Genomic DNA, 13,772 nt, shown 5'->3' with positions numbered 1-13,772 from the left:
GAACATCCCGCCCAGCTGCGCCGAAACTCGGTCAGCCGTTGATGCGCTCGGCCTCGCCGCCATAATAGCTGATGTAACGGCCGGCGATGGACGAAACCGGCAGGACTACGAGGACGTCTGTGGTATTGAAGGCATGGTCCACGACCGCGCCGGAGCCGAACATGGCGCCGAGGCGCATATAGCCTTTGATCAGCGGCGGCATGGCGTTCAGCGCCTTGCGGGCGTTGAGCGCCTCTGCCGGCACAAGGTCCATCTCATGATAAAGCTCGGGAAGGGCGGAAGCTTCCCACTCACCCTTGGCCACGCAATTATGGTGCAGGAAAGACAGGGCAAGCGCGTGGGCTTCCGGCTGCACGCCGGGGAAGGAGGCGCAACCGATCATGGCATCCATGCGGTGTTTCACGGCATAGGCCCAGTTGCCCTGCCACAGAAGCTCGACGGTGCGTTTGGTGCGATATTCGGGCAGCACGCAGGAACGGCCAAGCTCCATGAAACGCTTGCCCGGATGGCGCGCAACGAGACCGGCGATGTCGAATTCGCTGGCGGAATAAAAACCGTTATTGGCAAGCGCGATTTCCTGCCGCAGCAGGCGATAGGTGCCGACGATCTGGTCTTCGCTGTCGCCTTCGATCGCCTTGTCGAGCACCAGCAGATGATCGCAGACACTGTCCCAGGCGTCGATGTCGCGCTTGCGGCGCATGGCTTCCGCGGGAAGCCGCGCCTTCATTTCCTCGACGAAAACCCGGTAACGCACGGATTGCGCGGCATCGATCTCGCGTTCATTTCTGGCGAGCCGTGTTTCCAGCGTGCCGATACGGCCGAAAAGACCCTCATTGTCCTGAGCTGCCTCGGGACGAGGATGAATGACAACATTGTTTTCACAAATGTCGTGATTGAGGATTTCGGCAACCATGGGGAATCGCTCCGCCACCAAAGAATTTTCCTGTCATAAATCACTAATTGACGACAGAATAGTGACAAAATGCCGCCAGCGCGAGTCTGTCAAGTTATGATAGCGACAGGCGTTTCGCCTCCAGCAGACGGCGAATTTCCTCAACCAGCCGTCGCGGGTCGGCAGGCTTGGTCAAAACCGCACCGACACCGGCCCCAAGCAGGATTTCGGCAGTCGCGTCACTTGCATCTGCGCTGAGCACGATGACGGGAATATTTCTTTCGCCCTTCATCTTATGGAGAAGGTCGGGAAGCACATCGAGCCCCTCGCCGCCCGGCATGTTGAGATCGGAGACGATGAGATCAGGCAGGCGGGTTGCGCCCGGCTCCACAGAAAGCCGCAACGCCTCAAAATCCTCGACAGCGCGGACGATATAGCCGCTTTTTTCCAGAACGGCGCGGATGATGCGCTGATTGACGGCATCGTCTTCGGCCACGAGTATCTCGATACCGCTCGCCCCTTCCGCCACCCGCGAGGAAAATCCCACATCCGGGTGGTTGTCGTTGATGGCGTCGCGCCTCTCAATGCCGCGCAGACGGCCGCACAGGACGTCGATCAGGGATTTTTCCCGCAATGGCCGGATCAACCAGGCATCGAAGGCCACATGCATGGTCGACGGCCGCTCTTCGGGGCTGACCAGCAGCGTGCGGCGGACATTCTGTTGCGGCCAATCCTTCAGGGCGTCCCTGAAGAGCGGCGAAATGCGCCGGTCGACGATGATATCGGTAAGGTCGGCCGCTCGCGTGGCAGAAACCTTCCTCAGCTTTTCCAGATCCTCAGGCTGATGGATGAGAGTGCATTGACCGCCGAAAGCCTCGATCGCCTCCATCGTCACCGCCGCCGCGACGCCCTTCGGTGCGATGAGCAGGACATTTGTATGCCGCAGGCAATGACGCCGTCCCGGATCCGCCATTTCGGCAGGCGCACCCGCCGGGCGAAACGCCAATTTGAAAGTGCTGCCCTTGCCCTTGCGGCTGGAAACCGTGAGGCGGCCACCGAATTCCCGCACAATACGGGCGGAAATCGCAAGTCCAAGGCCGGTGCCGGCACTTCGCTGCGACAACGGGCCCGCCTGCTCGAATTCCCCAAAAATACGGGCCTGTTCCGCCCGGCTCATGCCCGGGCCGGTATCCTCGACGGCAATGTGCAATTCGTCGTCGGCCATGCGCGCCCGGATGACGACGCCGCCTTCCTGCGTGAATTTGACGGCATTGCCGAGGAGATTGAAGAGGACCTGACGTAGCCTCGCCGGGTCGAAATCGAGATGATCGGGCACATTCGGCGCAACGAAGGAGGTGATTTCTATGCCTTTTTCATGGGCGCGATGGGCCAGCATCTCGACGATGCTCTCGATCAGCCGGCGCAGGTTTTCCGCGCGCGGATTGAGCCTGAAACGGCCGGCCTCCATGGTCGAATAATCCAGCAGATCCTCGACAAGCTGCACCAGCGACTGGCCGGATTGCCGCATGCCATCGAGATAATTTCGCTGCTCCTCGTTGAGCCTCGTCTGCGACAGAAGATGGTTCATGCCGAGCATGCCGGAAAGCGGCAGGCGAATTTCATGGCTTACGGTGGCAAGCAGCCGCGCCTTTTCGGCATCGGCCTTTTCGGCGCGCAGCCGGGCGTCCTCGCGCTCGCCGAGCGCAAGCCGCTCTTCGGTCACGTCTCGGGCGACGCTGCTGATGAGAAGACGGCTGCTTGCCAGATCGCGGGTCACGACATCATGCCAGGAAAAGATGCGCTGACCGAACGGGGTTGCGATCTCCACATCATAGGCATGGACCTTGTCGCCCGGACGGAAAGCGATGCCGATTTCCTCGCAGCTCAGCCCTTCGGGCGCCGCACAGCCGGTCATTTCGCGAAAGACCCGGTTCGCTTCGACAATGCGCCGGTTCATGTCACGGATCACGACGATATCGCCCATGAATTCCTGCATCTCGGCAATCAGCGAGCGGTTTTGCGTTTGCCGCAGCTGAAGATCGGAATCCGCAGCCCGCACGGTGGGCTGATGGAAAGATTCATCAAAGAGCGCATAGAGCAGCACACCGACGAGAACCGCGCCAAAGAAGGTCGCCAGCGCAACGGTAACCGCATAAGGCACCGCAAGCGCGATCAGGGCTGCGGAAAAAGCCCCGACCGATAACGACGCGGCGACATAGAGCGCAATCGACCTGGTATCGGTCGCATGTTCTTCATCAGCATGGCGCGTTGTTGCCTCGACACGATCCGCCGGCTGCGCCGCCGTCGCGGCCAGGCCCAGCTCGTCTGAAACCTTCTGCCGAAGTCTTGCCAGTTCGCTCATAGGCAACCGCTACCACGGCAGCGGTTTTGATATGTTTGGCTGAAACCCTAAAATTTTACTTTTTAGCCGTCCGGGCGTGCAAAAACTCGTCGAGAATGACGCAGGCTGCGCCGATGGTTATGAAACTGTCAGCCAGATTGAAGACCGCGAAAGACCATGTCTGCGTATGAAACAGGATATAGTCGATGACATGTCCATAAAAAAAACGGTCGAGCAGATTGCCGGCAGCACCTGCGATAATGAAGGCAAAGCCGAGATGGGCAAAGGTGCGGTCCGCCGCCGTCTTGCGCCACAGCCATAAGACGAAGACCACGATGACGAGCCGCATGCTGACGATGAACCAGCCATGCATGTCCTCCAGCATCGAAAAGGCCACGCCGAGATTATAGGTGCGGTAAAGCGCCAGGAACGGGGCAACGGGAACCATCTCCTGCAGCGGCAGATAGGCTTCGACCAGCTGCTTGACGATCTGGTCCAGCACCAGTGCGGCGACGATCAGAGCAAAGGCCGGGCCGAATTTCGAGAACAAAGCCGCTTTGGGCATTACTTCACCGGTGCGAGTTCGAGGAGATGTCGCCGTGCTTCAAACAGCATGACGGCAGTTGCGATGGCGAGATTGAGGCTGTCGGCGCGGCCCTGCTGGGGAATGCGCGCAAGCTGGTCGGCCTTGCCGGCGAGTTCCGGCGGCAGGCCGGATTGTTCATTACCCATCAGGAGCACGACCGGCTTTCCGGCATAATCGATCTTTCGATAATCCACCGAGCCGGCCAGATGGGTGGCGACGACGCTGACCTGCGCCGATTTTTTCCATGACAGGAATTCCTCGACCGAAGCGCGGGCGACGGGCGTGGCGAAAACCGACCCCATGGTGGCGCGCACCGTTTCCAGCGAAAACGGATCAGTGCAATCCCCGACGAGAATGACGCCTGAAGCACCCGCCGCATCAGCCGTGCGGATGATGGTGCCGAGATTGCCGGGATCGCGGACCCGGTCGAGCGCGATATAGGTCTCGCCCTTTTCCGGGCGGATATCCTTCAGCGCCTTCCATTTCTGTTCGAAAATGCCGACGACCATCTGTGGATTGTCGCGGCGGGTGATCGAGGCGATAACCTTTTCGCTGACTTCGAGCACCAAACCGCCCGATGCGACCGTCTTCACCGCCGCCTGCTCCACCAGCGGCTTGCCCTTGGCGGCCTTGGCATAAACCAGCGTCTTGATCGTCCAGCCGAGTTCAAGCGCGTCGATGACCAGCTTCAGGCCTTCCGCCATGAAGGCGCCGGTCTCTTCCCTGCCCTTTTTCTGGGTGAGCGCCTTGATATCCTTGATGATGGGATTGGCAAGGCTGGTCACTTCCTTGACCTGGCCAACCCGGCGCGTGGTGTTTTCGCGCATATCTTTCATCATTTCGGCTCCCAGCGGCTGAACAGCGATGTGGAAAGCACACGGCCCGGCGTCTTGCCATCAAGCCCGGCCTCGCGAATGACGAGTTCGCCGGACGCGACGACGCCACCGGCGCCGCGCATGGTTTCACGCATCAACTCATGCATCGAATAGAAGCTGGCCCGGATCGAATAGGCCGTAAGCACAAGGCCGAGCGCCTTGGGCGACAGGATTTCCCGGCAGATATCGAGCATCAGCGGCAGATGGTCGAACAATTGCCAGACCTCGCCATGGGTGCCGCGGCCGAATTTCGGCGGGTCGGTGAGGATGATGTCGTATGTGCTGCCGCGACGTTCCTCGCGCTGTATAAACTTCATCGCGTCTTCGCAAATCCAGCGGATCGGCGCCTGTTCGAGCCCGGCAAGCGCCTGATTTTCCTTCGCCCAGCCAATCGCCTTCTTGGAGGCATCCACGTGGGTGACTTCAGCGCCTGCGGCCGCCGCGACCAGCGACGCGACGCCGGTGTAACCGAAGAGGTTCAGCACTTTCAGCGGACGGTCTGCGGTCTCGACGGCATTTTTCAGCCATTCCCAATGGACGATCTGTTCCGGAAAGACGCCGACGTGACGGAAAGCGGTGAAACGGCCAAGAAAGTCGACCCCGAGCAGGGAGAGAGGCCAGGTTTCACCCAGAGCCGCCTTGGGGAAACGCCAGCGCCCCATACCGTCCTCATCCGTGTCGCCGGTAAAGACGGCATCGGCATTCTGCCACACACGATCAGGACCGGAAGGCTGCCACAGCGCCTGCGCCTCGGGACGAACGACGCGGTAGTCACCGTACTGTTCGAGCTTCAGGCCGTTGCCGCTGTCAATCAGATGAAAATCGCCCGCGCCGCTTGATTCCAGAATGACTGGAACCTGTTCTGCCGGCAGTTCACCGGTGCGCTGCATAAGCGCGCGCGCAGGAACCTGTTCAACAGCGACCGCTACAACGGTTTTTTCCTTCGGCGCGGCCTTCTGCACGTTGCGCACCGCATCGGGCTCGCGCCTTTTCGGTGCGGCATCCGCACGGCGCGCCGGCTTTGCGGCATGGACCTGTTTTTTATCGCTCCCGGCGCGCGCGCGATTGCCCGGCCGGCTGTCTTTTTTCTTCAATGGAAATCTTTCCGCTTCTGCCCGCGTCTTATTGCGCCAGCAAATAGCATTCCGAACGCCGCTCGACTAGAGCCGGAGCGACTGTCGGCACCATCACTTTGCCGGGAGTTGGCCCGCATGCGGCAGCTGCCCGGTTGCGGCCGCCTTCTGGCGGTTCGCCTCATCGTGCCAGCGAACGGCTTCTTTGGCTTCGATACGAGCGCGTTTGCGATGTTTGCCCTGAGCGAACCATGTAGCCGCCGACCCCAGGAGAACGCCAAAAATGACCGCCAGAAAGAGGAAAACGAAAAACGGCGCGGTAAAGGATAGAACACCATCTTCCGGTCGGAATGGATTGAGCGCCAGCGTCACGGATTGACGATTGGCCACGCACAGGATGACGAGAATAATCGCCAGCGGAAGCAGGATGATGAGGTTGATGATTTTTTTCGACATCCGAGAATACTCCATCGCTGCGGGGCTCCGCTCGCTCCGTTTCCGGCGCGGGCTGAGGACGATCAATCGTCCTCTTCGTCACCCATGCCGGGGTTCAGGCGCTCGCGCAGTTCCTTGCCCGTCTTGAAGAAAGGCACCCATTTTTCCTCGACGAAAACCGACTCACCCGTGCGCGGGTTCCGACCGGAACGCGACGGACGGTTTTTCACCGAAAATGCGCCGAAACCACGAAGCTCGACACGATTTCCTGCCGCCAGGGCGTCGGTGATTTCATCCAGCACCGCATTGACGATGTTTTCCACATCGCGGTGATAAAGGTGCGGGTTACGCGCAGCAACGATCTGCACCAGTTCAGATTTGATCACGGTTGCCCCCTGAAAGAATTGGATTTTTAACGCGGCTCAACCTGCCAAACGGAAACAAGACCGTCAAGAAACAACTTGTCCGTACCGAGCTGGCCGGGGCCTGCGAAGGGAATTAAATCGTCATATCCCAGAAACTTCGCTATTTGCGCAACACTGAAAACCGCAAAAGGCGAGCGGGATGACGGCGCACGCCATTCGACGATCGGCAAATCCTTGGCAACACCGCGTGTTTCGAAATAGCTGCGAATTTCCTTTTCGCCTCCAAGCGTATCGACCAGCTTGTTGGCGAGCGCCTGTCTGCCGGTGAAAATCGATCCATCCGCCAGTTTCAGCACGTCTTCGCGCGGCAGCTTGCGGCGATCGGCCACAAGATCGACGAACCAGCCGTAGCTGTCCATCACCATGGTGCGGATCATCGTCTTCGCTTCCTCCGGCGCCTCGTGGAACGGCGAAGGCTCCGCCTTCATCGGCGACGACTTGATTTCCTGCAACGAAACGCCGAGCTTTTCCATCAACTGGCCAAGCTGGGGGTACTGGAAGATCACGCCGATGGAGCCGGTGATCGAGGTCTCGCCGGCGACGATGACATCGCCTGCCGATGCGATCATATAACCTGCCGAAGCGGCGAGCGTGCGCACATCCGAGACAACCGGCTTCTTTTCCGCAACGCCTCGAATGGCCTTGAAGATGCGCTCACCGCCATAGGTGGTGCCGCCTGGCGAGGAAATCGACACGATCAGCCCTTTGACATTCTCGCTCTTGGCGATCTTGTCGAGCCGCTCGAGAAGTTCGGTATTGTCGGTGATCAGGCCGGAGACCTCGACGCGGGCAATATGGGGCTTCGCGCTTTGCTGCGGTCCATCCCATAAAAACCGGTAAAGACCGAAAGCGCCGGCGACAAGCAGGAGAACGGCGGTAACCCGCCAGAAAGTCAGCTTGCGGCGCAACCGCCTGCGATCCGCTATCGCCATATTGTCCATAAAAACCTCTGTCATCCGCTTTTGCGCTTCAGGCCATATGGTTCTTCTAACGCGAAGCCGCAAGGAAACAATAAGGAAACCAGAATTACGATAAAATTCGCATTTCCCTTGCACCTCTCCAGACAAAAACCATATTGGCAGGACAAAGCACTCATGCCAAAGACATTTAGATAGAGACACAAGCTTCGATTGTGCGCCACAATGGCGCCCTAGAAGCATTCCGGACCCACTCTTATGCTCGAAAGACTCCGCGAACCCGCGCCAGCATTTTCGCTGCCCAATGACCAGAACGGCGCCTATGACACCGCGCTGCGGCATTCTGCGCGCGTGAAGCGGCTGAAAATCATTCTGCCGCTCGGCGCGGCAATCATTTCGCTCGCCTTCATCGCCGTTTCGGTTATCCGAACCTGGGCGCCCGATGAGGTCTCTCTGGAGAGCGCACGAATTGAAGACGGCAAGATCGTGATGGAAAAACCCGCTGTTGCCGGCCGCAACGAGAAGGGGATCGATTATTCCATGAACGCCGACCGTGCGTTGCAGGACATCGCCAACCCCAATCTCATGACGCTTGAGAAGGTTCTGGCGGCAGTGCCGGTGAACGACAGTGTCGCGCAGGTGATCGCCCAGGAAGGCATTTTCGACCGGGCGACCAACAAGCTGAAGATGACCGCCCCTTTTGACATCAATCTCAGCAATGGCATACAAGCGAAGTTCCAGTCTGCGGATGTCGATCTGAAGGCCGGAAAAATGAGCAGCCAGGAGCCGGTTTCGATCAAAACAAACGACGGCTCGATTGTTGCGCAATCGATTGACATCGCCGATAATGGCAAGACAATTACATTTTCGGGGCAGGTACGGGCACGTATCGCTGCATCCAATATCAAGAATGAAGGCAAGTGAGAGCCCGGTCCAGATGATGCAAATTTCCCGTCCCGTTTCCCTTGGCAAATCCGCCGGCCTTGCAGCCGCAGGCCTTGTCTTTTCGTGTCTTGCAACTGTGGCTTTCGCCCAGAACACCACCAGCAACATGCAGGGCGTCAAGCTCTCAGGCGACCAGCCTATCGCGATTGAAAGCGATCAGCTCGAGATTCGCGATCAGGAGCGCAAGGCCTATTTCACCGGCAATGTGAAAGTGGTGCAGGGAACGACCACCCTTCAGGCCGGCAAGATGACCGTGAATTACAAGGGCGAGGGTTCTTCGCTCACCAGCGGCGACGCCAATATCGAAAAAATCTTCGTCGACAATAATGTCTATCTGACGTCCGAGACCCAGAAGGCGACGGCCGATCACGGCGAATTCGACATGGCGGCGCAGACCTTCATCCTGACCGGCAAGCAAGTCGTGCTGTCCGAAGGCACGAATGTCTTCACCGGCTGCAAGCTCACCGTTCTGATGAATACGGGACAGGCCAAGCTGGAAAGCTGCGGCGGCCCTGTCCGGATCATGCTCGATCCGAAATCGCAGAAAAAACAGTAGTCTTTCCTCGTGAAGATACCCTCGATCTCAAAGATATTCGGCGGCGGGCGCAGCCGATCCGCGGATGCGGCCTCGCCGGCGGACAAGACCCCCTATCAGGGCACGCTGATCGCGCATGGCCTGACGAAGACCTATAATACGCGCCGTGTCGTCAACGGGGTTTCGCTGGTCGTGCGCCGAGGCGAGGCCGTGGGACTGCTCGGCCCGAACGGTGCGGGTAAAACCACCTGTTTTTACATGATCACGGGCCTGGTGCCCGTGGATACTGGCAAGATCGCCATCAACGGCAATGATGTCACCACCATGCCGATGTATCGACGCGCCCGTCTCGGCGTCGGTTATCTCCCGCAGGAAGCATCGATCTTCCGGGGATTGACGGTCGAGGAAAACATCCGCGCCGTGCTGGAAGTGCATGAGCCGGACGCTGCCAAGCGCAACCGCAAGCTCGATGAGCTGCTGGAAGAGTTTCATATCGCGCAACTGCGAAAGTCGCCTGCAGTGGCGCTTTCGGGTGGCGAGCGGCGACGTCTGGAAATCGCGCGCGCACTCGCGACCGATCCGACCTTCATGCTGCTCGACGAACCTTTCGCGGGCGTCGATCCGATTTCGGTCAGCGATATCCAGAATCTGGTGAGACACCTGACAGCGCGCGGCATCGGCGTTCTCGTGACTGACCACAATGTCCGTGAGACGCTCGGTCTTATCGACCGCGCCTACATCATCCATGCCGGCGAGGTGCTGACGCATGGACGTCCGGACGATATCGTCAACAATCCGGATGTACGCCGTCTCTATCTCGGCAATAATTTCAGCCTTTGAACGCCTGGAGCGGGATCGCGAAAAGCGTCTGCGGTTTTCGCTTGAAATCCCGCTCTAATTATATGATCTAGATCATGATTTAAGATTTTAGGTCGTTTCGACCTAAAATCATCATGATCGGCGCGCGAAAGATTCTTCATCGCGCCCCGCCCTGACGCTTGACCAAATGAGATAAAAAAGCAATTTTTGGGCCAAGTTCCGTCGTCTCAGTAAAATTTCTGGAAAATAAGGCGATGGAGAAGCTGTAAGGGGAGTTTCGCGTCCGCCATGGCATTGTCTGCCAGCCTTTTGCTGCGTCAAAACCAGTCTCTCGTGATGACACCGCAACTGATGCAGTCCATCCAGCTGCTTCAGATGACGCATTTCGAGCTGACGCAGTTCATTGCGCAGGAGGTGGAGCGCAATCCACTGCTGGAAATTGCGGCAAACGATGGCGATTTGAGCAGCGATGCCCCGGCAGAGACTGAGAGTTTCGGTGACGTGGACGGCGAAGGCCCGGAGAGATCCACGACGGTGACGTCCGACAGCGACGACTGGTATGGCGACCGCGCCACAAATCTCGGCGAGCAACTGGACACCAGCTTCGAAAACGTCTTTCCCGACGATGCCGAGCCCAGAAAGGCCGATGCGCCCGAACTGGCCGGCCAATGGAAATCCATGCCCGGCCAGGAGTCGGGGGAAAGTTACGATCTCGACGATTTCGTCGCCGCCAGACAGAGTCTTGGCGACCATCTCAATCAGCAACTGCCGCTCGCCATATCCACCGCCGAGGACCGGATGATCGCCGATGCGCTGATCGGCCAGCTTGACGAGACCGGCTATATTGCGGCGGATGCCGTCGACGACGTCGCCGAACGGCTGGGGGCGGCCCCGTCAGCGGTCGAGCACGTTCTGAAGACGCTTCAGGGTTTCGACCCACCGGGTGTATTCTCCCGTTCCTTAAGCGAATGTCTGGCAATCCAGCTTGCCCAGAAGGACCGGCTCGACCCGGCCATGCGGGCTTTCGTCGACAATCTGGAACTTCTGGCGAAACGCGATTTCGCCTCCTTGAAAAAAATCTGCGGCGTCGATGAGGAAGACCTCCTCGACATGCTGGCGGAAATCCGCACGCTCAATCCCCGCCCCGGCGCGGGTTACGATTCGATGGTTTCGGAGACCATCGTTCCCGACATTATCGTTCGTCCCTCTTCCACCGGCGGCTGGCTGGTGGAAATCAATCCCGAGACCCTGCCGCGCGTGCTCATCAACCAGAGTTATTTCGCCGAGGTGTCGAAACATAAGGCACGTGCAGGCGAGGATCAGGATTTTCTGACTGAGTGCATGCAGACGGCACATTGGCTGACCCGCAGCCTCGATCAGCGCGCCCGGACAATCATGAAGGTCGCGACGGAAATCGTGCGCCAGCAGGACGCCTTTCTCGTCAATGGCGTGGATCATCTGCGCCCGCTGAACCTCAAGACGGTGGCAGACGCCATCAAGATGCACGAATCCACCGTCAGCCGGGTGACATCGAAAAAATACATGCTGACGCCGCGCGGTCTGTTCGAGCTGAAATATTTCTTCAGCGTGTCGATCAGCGCCGTGGAAGGCGGAGACAGCCATTCGGCAGAAGCGGTGCGCCACCGCATCAAGGCCATGATCTCGCAGGAGGCCGCCGAGGCGGTTCTTTCAGACGATGATATCGTCGACAATCTGAAAAAGAGCGGCATCGATATCGCCCGCCGCACCGTCGCCAAATATCGCGAGGCGATGAACATCCCCTCCTCCGTGCAAAGGCGCCGGGAAAAGAAGGCGATGGCCAAGCTGTCCACCTTCTGAGCGGCGGCCGCGATCACGTTTATGGCGGTTTTTTGCCGCACCATTGACTCTTGTCACGGCAAGGGCTAGAAGCCCGCCGCACACGTAAGCAAGGTCATTTGTAACGGATTCATCTCCACCGTCCATGGGCGTAAAATTCGAATGAGGGCTTTTTAAGGTCTTCGAAACGCTTGGATGCGCGCGCGGCTTGACGTAAGCTGGTACTCGCAAATCACTACAAAAAGGAAAATTTCCATGAGTGTGCGTGTATCTGGTAAACATATGGAGATCGGTGAATCTTTCCGTCAGCGGATCGAGGACAATATAGGTCTGGCGGTTACCAAATACTTCGATGGGGGGTATTCAGGCCAGGTGACCGTGGAGAAGTCCGGATCGCGTTTTGCCGCCGACTGCAAGCTGCATCTCGATACCGGCGTTGTATTGCATGCGGCGGGTCAGGCAAATGATCCGCAGGCCAGCTTCGATGCCGCCGCAGAGCGGATCGAGAAGCGCCTGCGCCGCTACAAGCGCAAGCTTAAGGACCACCACAATGGTGCGAATGGCGTGTCGCAGGAAATCGCCTATACGGTGATGGATGCTATTCCCGATGAGGACCACGAGGTTCCTGAGGATTACGCACCCACCATTGTGGCAGAGAGTTCGAAACAGATTAAGACAATGTCCGTCGCCAGCGCCGTGATGGCGCTCGACATGACGGACGAACCCGTTCTGCTGTTCCGCAGCCCGGGCAAGGAATATCTCAACATCGTTTACCGGCGTCATGACGGCAATATTGGCTGGATCGACGCGGAAACGATCAAGAGCTGAACAGTCTGACAAGACGTGGGAGGCAGAGCGCGAAAGCGCATCTGCCTCCTGCATCGTCTCGATGGCATGAAGGAAAAAGAGAATGGCGTTGGCAGATTTGCTGCAACAAGATGCGATTATTCCCGCCCTCAAGGTGAATTCCAAAAAGCAGTTGCTTCAGGAGCTGGCCGCAAAGGCAGCCAGAATTACCGGAGTCTCGGAACGGGAAGTTTTCGACGTCATCCTCCAGCGTGAGAAACTCGGCTCCACCGGTGTGGGCCACGGCATCGCCATTCCGCATGGCAAGCTCAACAGCATCCATCAGATCACCGGCGTCTTCGCACGTCTTGAAACACCGGTCGATTTCGAAGCGCTGGACGACCAGCCCGTCGATCTGGTTTTCCTGCTGCTCGCGCCCGAGGGCGCCGGCGCGGATCACCTGAAGGCTTTGTCCAGAATTGCACGCGCCCTGCGCGACCCTGAACTGGTCGCCAAGCTGCGCGCCACCGATTCCGACACCGCAATCTACGCCTTCCTCAATCAGGAACAGGCGACGGCGGCCTGATCGCGGGCTAACTCCCTCAGTTTAACGGCAATAAAAAACGCGCCCTGAAGGCGCGTTTTTTATGACGTAAGGATAGATGCCTTACGCGTCTTTTTCGTTGAGAGACGAGGTGCCCGGCTCGGCCGATGCGGCAACTTCCGCCTTCGGGCCGCCCTTGGCGACGCCGACCATTGCCGGGCGCAGAACGCGGTCGCCGATGGTGAAACCGGCCTGAACCACCTGCAGCACGGTATTGTTCGGAACTGCCGGATTCGGAATTTCGAACATGGCCTGATGGAAGTTCGGGTCGAACTTCTGGCCCTCGGCATCGATCTTCTTCACGCCGTGGCGTTCCAGCGTCGACAGCATCGAACGTTCCGTCATCTCGACGCCTTCGATCAAACCATTGAGACCGGCTTCGCCATTGGTCTTGAGTTCATCGGGAATGGCTTCAAGCGCGCGGCGAAGATTATCCGAAACGGCAAGCATGTCGCGTGCAAAGGCAGCCAGCGAATAGGCCTTGGCGTCCTTGACATCACGCTCGGTGCGGCGGCGAAGATTGTCCATCTCGGCGGCAAGGCGCAGAAATTTATCGCGCAGATCGGCGTTCTCAGCCTTGAGCAGCTCCACCGGATCAGGCTCTGCCGTTTCGGCCTGTTCTTCACCTGCCTGAGCAAGATCGACAAACTCTTCCGCGACGTCCGCGTCAGGTCCGGGCTTTTTTGTATCGTCGGTCATGACGTTCTCCAGATTTGAATAT

The 13,772-nt window shown here is 58.6% G+C and carries 15 protein-coding genes; 6 read left to right on the top strand and 9 right to left on the bottom strand.

Translation table 11 applies throughout. The annotated features are described in order from the left end of the window. Positions 1-31 precede the first annotated feature (31 nt). The 8 genes from olsB to sppA all read right to left on the bottom strand — a co-directional run bounded on the left by olsB (position 32) and on the right by sppA (position 7,568). A complete protein-coding gene (olsB, locus tag AGR7B_RS01480; RefSeq protein WP_065654580.1) occupies positions 32-913 on the bottom strand; it encodes a l-ornithine N(alpha)-acyltransferase in 882 nt (293 codons plus the stop codon). Between the two features lie 94 nt (positions 914-1,007). After that, entirely contained in the window at positions 1,008-3,254 is a 2,247-nt protein-coding gene (locus AGR7B_RS01475; RefSeq protein WP_078051338.1) for a hybrid sensor histidine kinase/response regulator, read from the bottom strand. A 55-nt stretch (positions 3,255-3,309) separates the two neighbouring features. Next, positions 3,310-3,798: a signal peptidase II gene (gene lspA, locus AGR7B_RS01470; RefSeq protein WP_078051339.1), complete on the bottom strand. Its 489-nt coding sequence runs from the start codon at positions 3,796-3,798 to the stop codon at positions 3,310-3,312. Next, the gene (locus tag AGR7B_RS01465; protein ID WP_080855857.1) at positions 3,798-4,658 is read right to left on the bottom strand and encodes a TrmH family RNA methyltransferase; all 861 of its coding nucleotides are present in this window, start codon (positions 4,656-4,658) and stop codon (positions 3,798-3,800) included. The genes lspA and AGR7B_RS01465 overlap by 1 nt, the downstream gene beginning before the upstream one ends. Beyond that, positions 4,655-5,788 (bottom strand): class I SAM-dependent methyltransferase, encoded by a 1,134-nt coding sequence (locus AGR7B_RS01460; RefSeq protein WP_121490396.1) that lies wholly within the window; start codon positions 5,786-5,788, stop codon positions 4,655-4,657. Before AGR7B_RS01460 ends, AGR7B_RS01465 begins: the two co-directional genes overlap by 4 nt. A 93-nt stretch (positions 5,789-5,881) precedes the next feature. Next, positions 5,882-6,223, bottom strand: a complete 342-nt coding sequence (locus AGR7B_RS01455; RefSeq protein WP_065654584.1) for a LapA family protein — start codon at positions 6,221-6,223, stop codon at positions 5,882-5,884. A gap of 62 nt (positions 6,224-6,285) precedes the next feature. Then, positions 6,286-6,612, bottom strand: a complete 327-nt coding sequence (locus AGR7B_RS01450) for an integration host factor subunit beta (protein WP_219256707.1) — start codon at positions 6,610-6,612, stop codon at positions 6,286-6,288. Between the two features lie 2 nt (positions 6,613-6,614). Beyond that, positions 6,615-7,568: a signal peptide peptidase SppA gene (sppA, locus tag AGR7B_RS01445; RefSeq protein ID WP_080856944.1), complete on the bottom strand. Its 954-nt coding sequence runs from the start codon at positions 7,566-7,568 to the stop codon at positions 6,615-6,617. 234 nt (positions 7,569-7,802) lie between these two features. Here sppA and lptC point away from each other — a divergent pair, with 234 nt between their 5' ends. The 6 genes from lptC to ptsN all read left to right on the top strand — a co-directional run bounded on the left by lptC (position 7,803) and on the right by ptsN (position 13,033). Further along, entirely contained in the window at positions 7,803-8,468 is a 666-nt protein-coding gene (gene lptC, locus AGR7B_RS01440) for an LPS export ABC transporter periplasmic protein LptC (protein ID WP_059759327.1), read from the top strand. A 13-nt stretch (positions 8,469-8,481) separates the two neighbouring features. Next, positions 8,482-9,045: an LptA/OstA family protein gene (locus AGR7B_RS01435; protein ID WP_003503784.1), complete on the top strand. Its 564-nt coding sequence runs from the start codon at positions 8,482-8,484 to the stop codon at positions 9,043-9,045. Positions 9,046-9,054: 9 nt separating this feature from the next. After that, positions 9,055-9,864 (top strand): LPS export ABC transporter ATP-binding protein, encoded by an 810-nt coding sequence (lptB, locus tag AGR7B_RS01430; RefSeq protein WP_003520083.1) that lies wholly within the window; start codon positions 9,055-9,057, stop codon positions 9,862-9,864. Between the two features lie 267 nt (positions 9,865-10,131). Then, positions 10,132-11,682, top strand: a complete 1,551-nt coding sequence (gene rpoN / locus AGR7B_RS01425; protein ID WP_080855856.1) for an RNA polymerase factor sigma-54 — start codon at positions 10,132-10,134, stop codon at positions 11,680-11,682. A gap of 234 nt (positions 11,683-11,916) precedes the next feature. Then, positions 11,917-12,489, top strand: coding sequence for a ribosome hibernation-promoting factor, HPF/YfiA family (gene hpf / locus AGR7B_RS01420; RefSeq protein WP_003520085.1), 573 nt, complete (start codon positions 11,917-11,919; stop codon positions 12,487-12,489). Positions 12,490-12,571: 82 nt separating this feature from the next. Then, positions 12,572-13,033: a PTS IIA-like nitrogen regulatory protein PtsN gene (ptsN, locus tag AGR7B_RS01415; RefSeq protein ID WP_003503792.1), complete on the top strand. Its 462-nt coding sequence runs from the start codon at positions 12,572-12,574 to the stop codon at positions 13,031-13,033. A gap of 81 nt (positions 13,034-13,114) precedes the next feature. Here ptsN and grpE read toward each other — a convergent pair whose 3' ends face one another. After that, positions 13,115-13,750 carry a nucleotide exchange factor GrpE gene (gene grpE, locus AGR7B_RS01410; protein ID WP_078051343.1) on the bottom strand — a complete coding sequence of 212 codons (636 nt, stop codon included), beginning with the start codon at positions 13,748-13,750 and terminating at the stop codon, positions 13,115-13,117. Between the last annotated feature and the right edge of the window lie 22 nt (positions 13,751-13,772).

The organism is Agrobacterium deltaense RV3, from assembly GCF_900013505.1.
Classification (GTDB): Bacteria; Pseudomonadota; Alphaproteobacteria; order Rhizobiales; family Rhizobiaceae; genus Agrobacterium; species Agrobacterium leguminum.
This window is presented reverse-complemented; position numbering and strand designations above follow the sequence as displayed.

Excerpts from the sequence above, each read along its gene's own strand:
- AGR7B_RS01465 (WP_080855857.1), bottom strand. The coding sequence starts at position 4,658 with ATGATGAAAGATATGCGCGAAAACACCACGCGCCGGGTTGGCCAGGTC.
- AGR7B_RS01475 (WP_078051338.1), bottom strand. The coding sequence starts at position 3,254 with ATGAGCGAACTGGCAAGACTTCGGCAGAAGGTTTCAGACGAGCTGGGC.
- sppA (WP_080856944.1), bottom strand. The coding sequence starts at position 7,568 with ATGGACAATATGGCGATAGCGGATCGCAGGCGGTTGCGCCGCAAGCTG.
- AGR7B_RS01435 (WP_003503784.1), top strand. The coding sequence starts at position 8,482 with ATGATGCAAATTTCCCGTCCCGTTTCCCTTGGCAAATCCGCCGGCCTT.
- olsB (WP_065654580.1), bottom strand. The coding sequence starts at position 913 with ATGGTTGCCGAAATCCTCAATCACGACATTTGTGAAAACAATGTTGTC.
- rpoN (WP_080855856.1), top strand. The coding sequence starts at position 10,132 with ATGGCATTGTCTGCCAGCCTTTTGCTGCGTCAAAACCAGTCTCTCGTG.
- hpf (WP_003520085.1), top strand. The coding sequence starts at position 11,917 with ATGAGTGTGCGTGTATCTGGTAAACATATGGAGATCGGTGAATCTTTC.
- grpE (WP_078051343.1), bottom strand. The coding sequence starts at position 13,750 with ATGACCGACGATACAAAAAAGCCCGGACCTGACGCGGACGTCGCGGAA.
- lptC (WP_059759327.1), top strand. The coding sequence starts at position 7,803 with ATGCTCGAAAGACTCCGCGAACCCGCGCCAGCATTTTCGCTGCCCAAT.
- ptsN (WP_003503792.1), top strand. The coding sequence starts at position 12,572 with ATGGCGTTGGCAGATTTGCTGCAACAAGATGCGATTATTCCCGCCCTC.
- AGR7B_RS01455 (WP_065654584.1), bottom strand. The coding sequence starts at position 6,223 with ATGTCGAAAAAAATCATCAACCTCATCATCCTGCTTCCGCTGGCGATT.
- lspA (WP_078051339.1), bottom strand. The coding sequence starts at position 3,798 with ATGCCCAAAGCGGCTTTGTTCTCGAAATTCGGCCCGGCCTTTGCTCTG.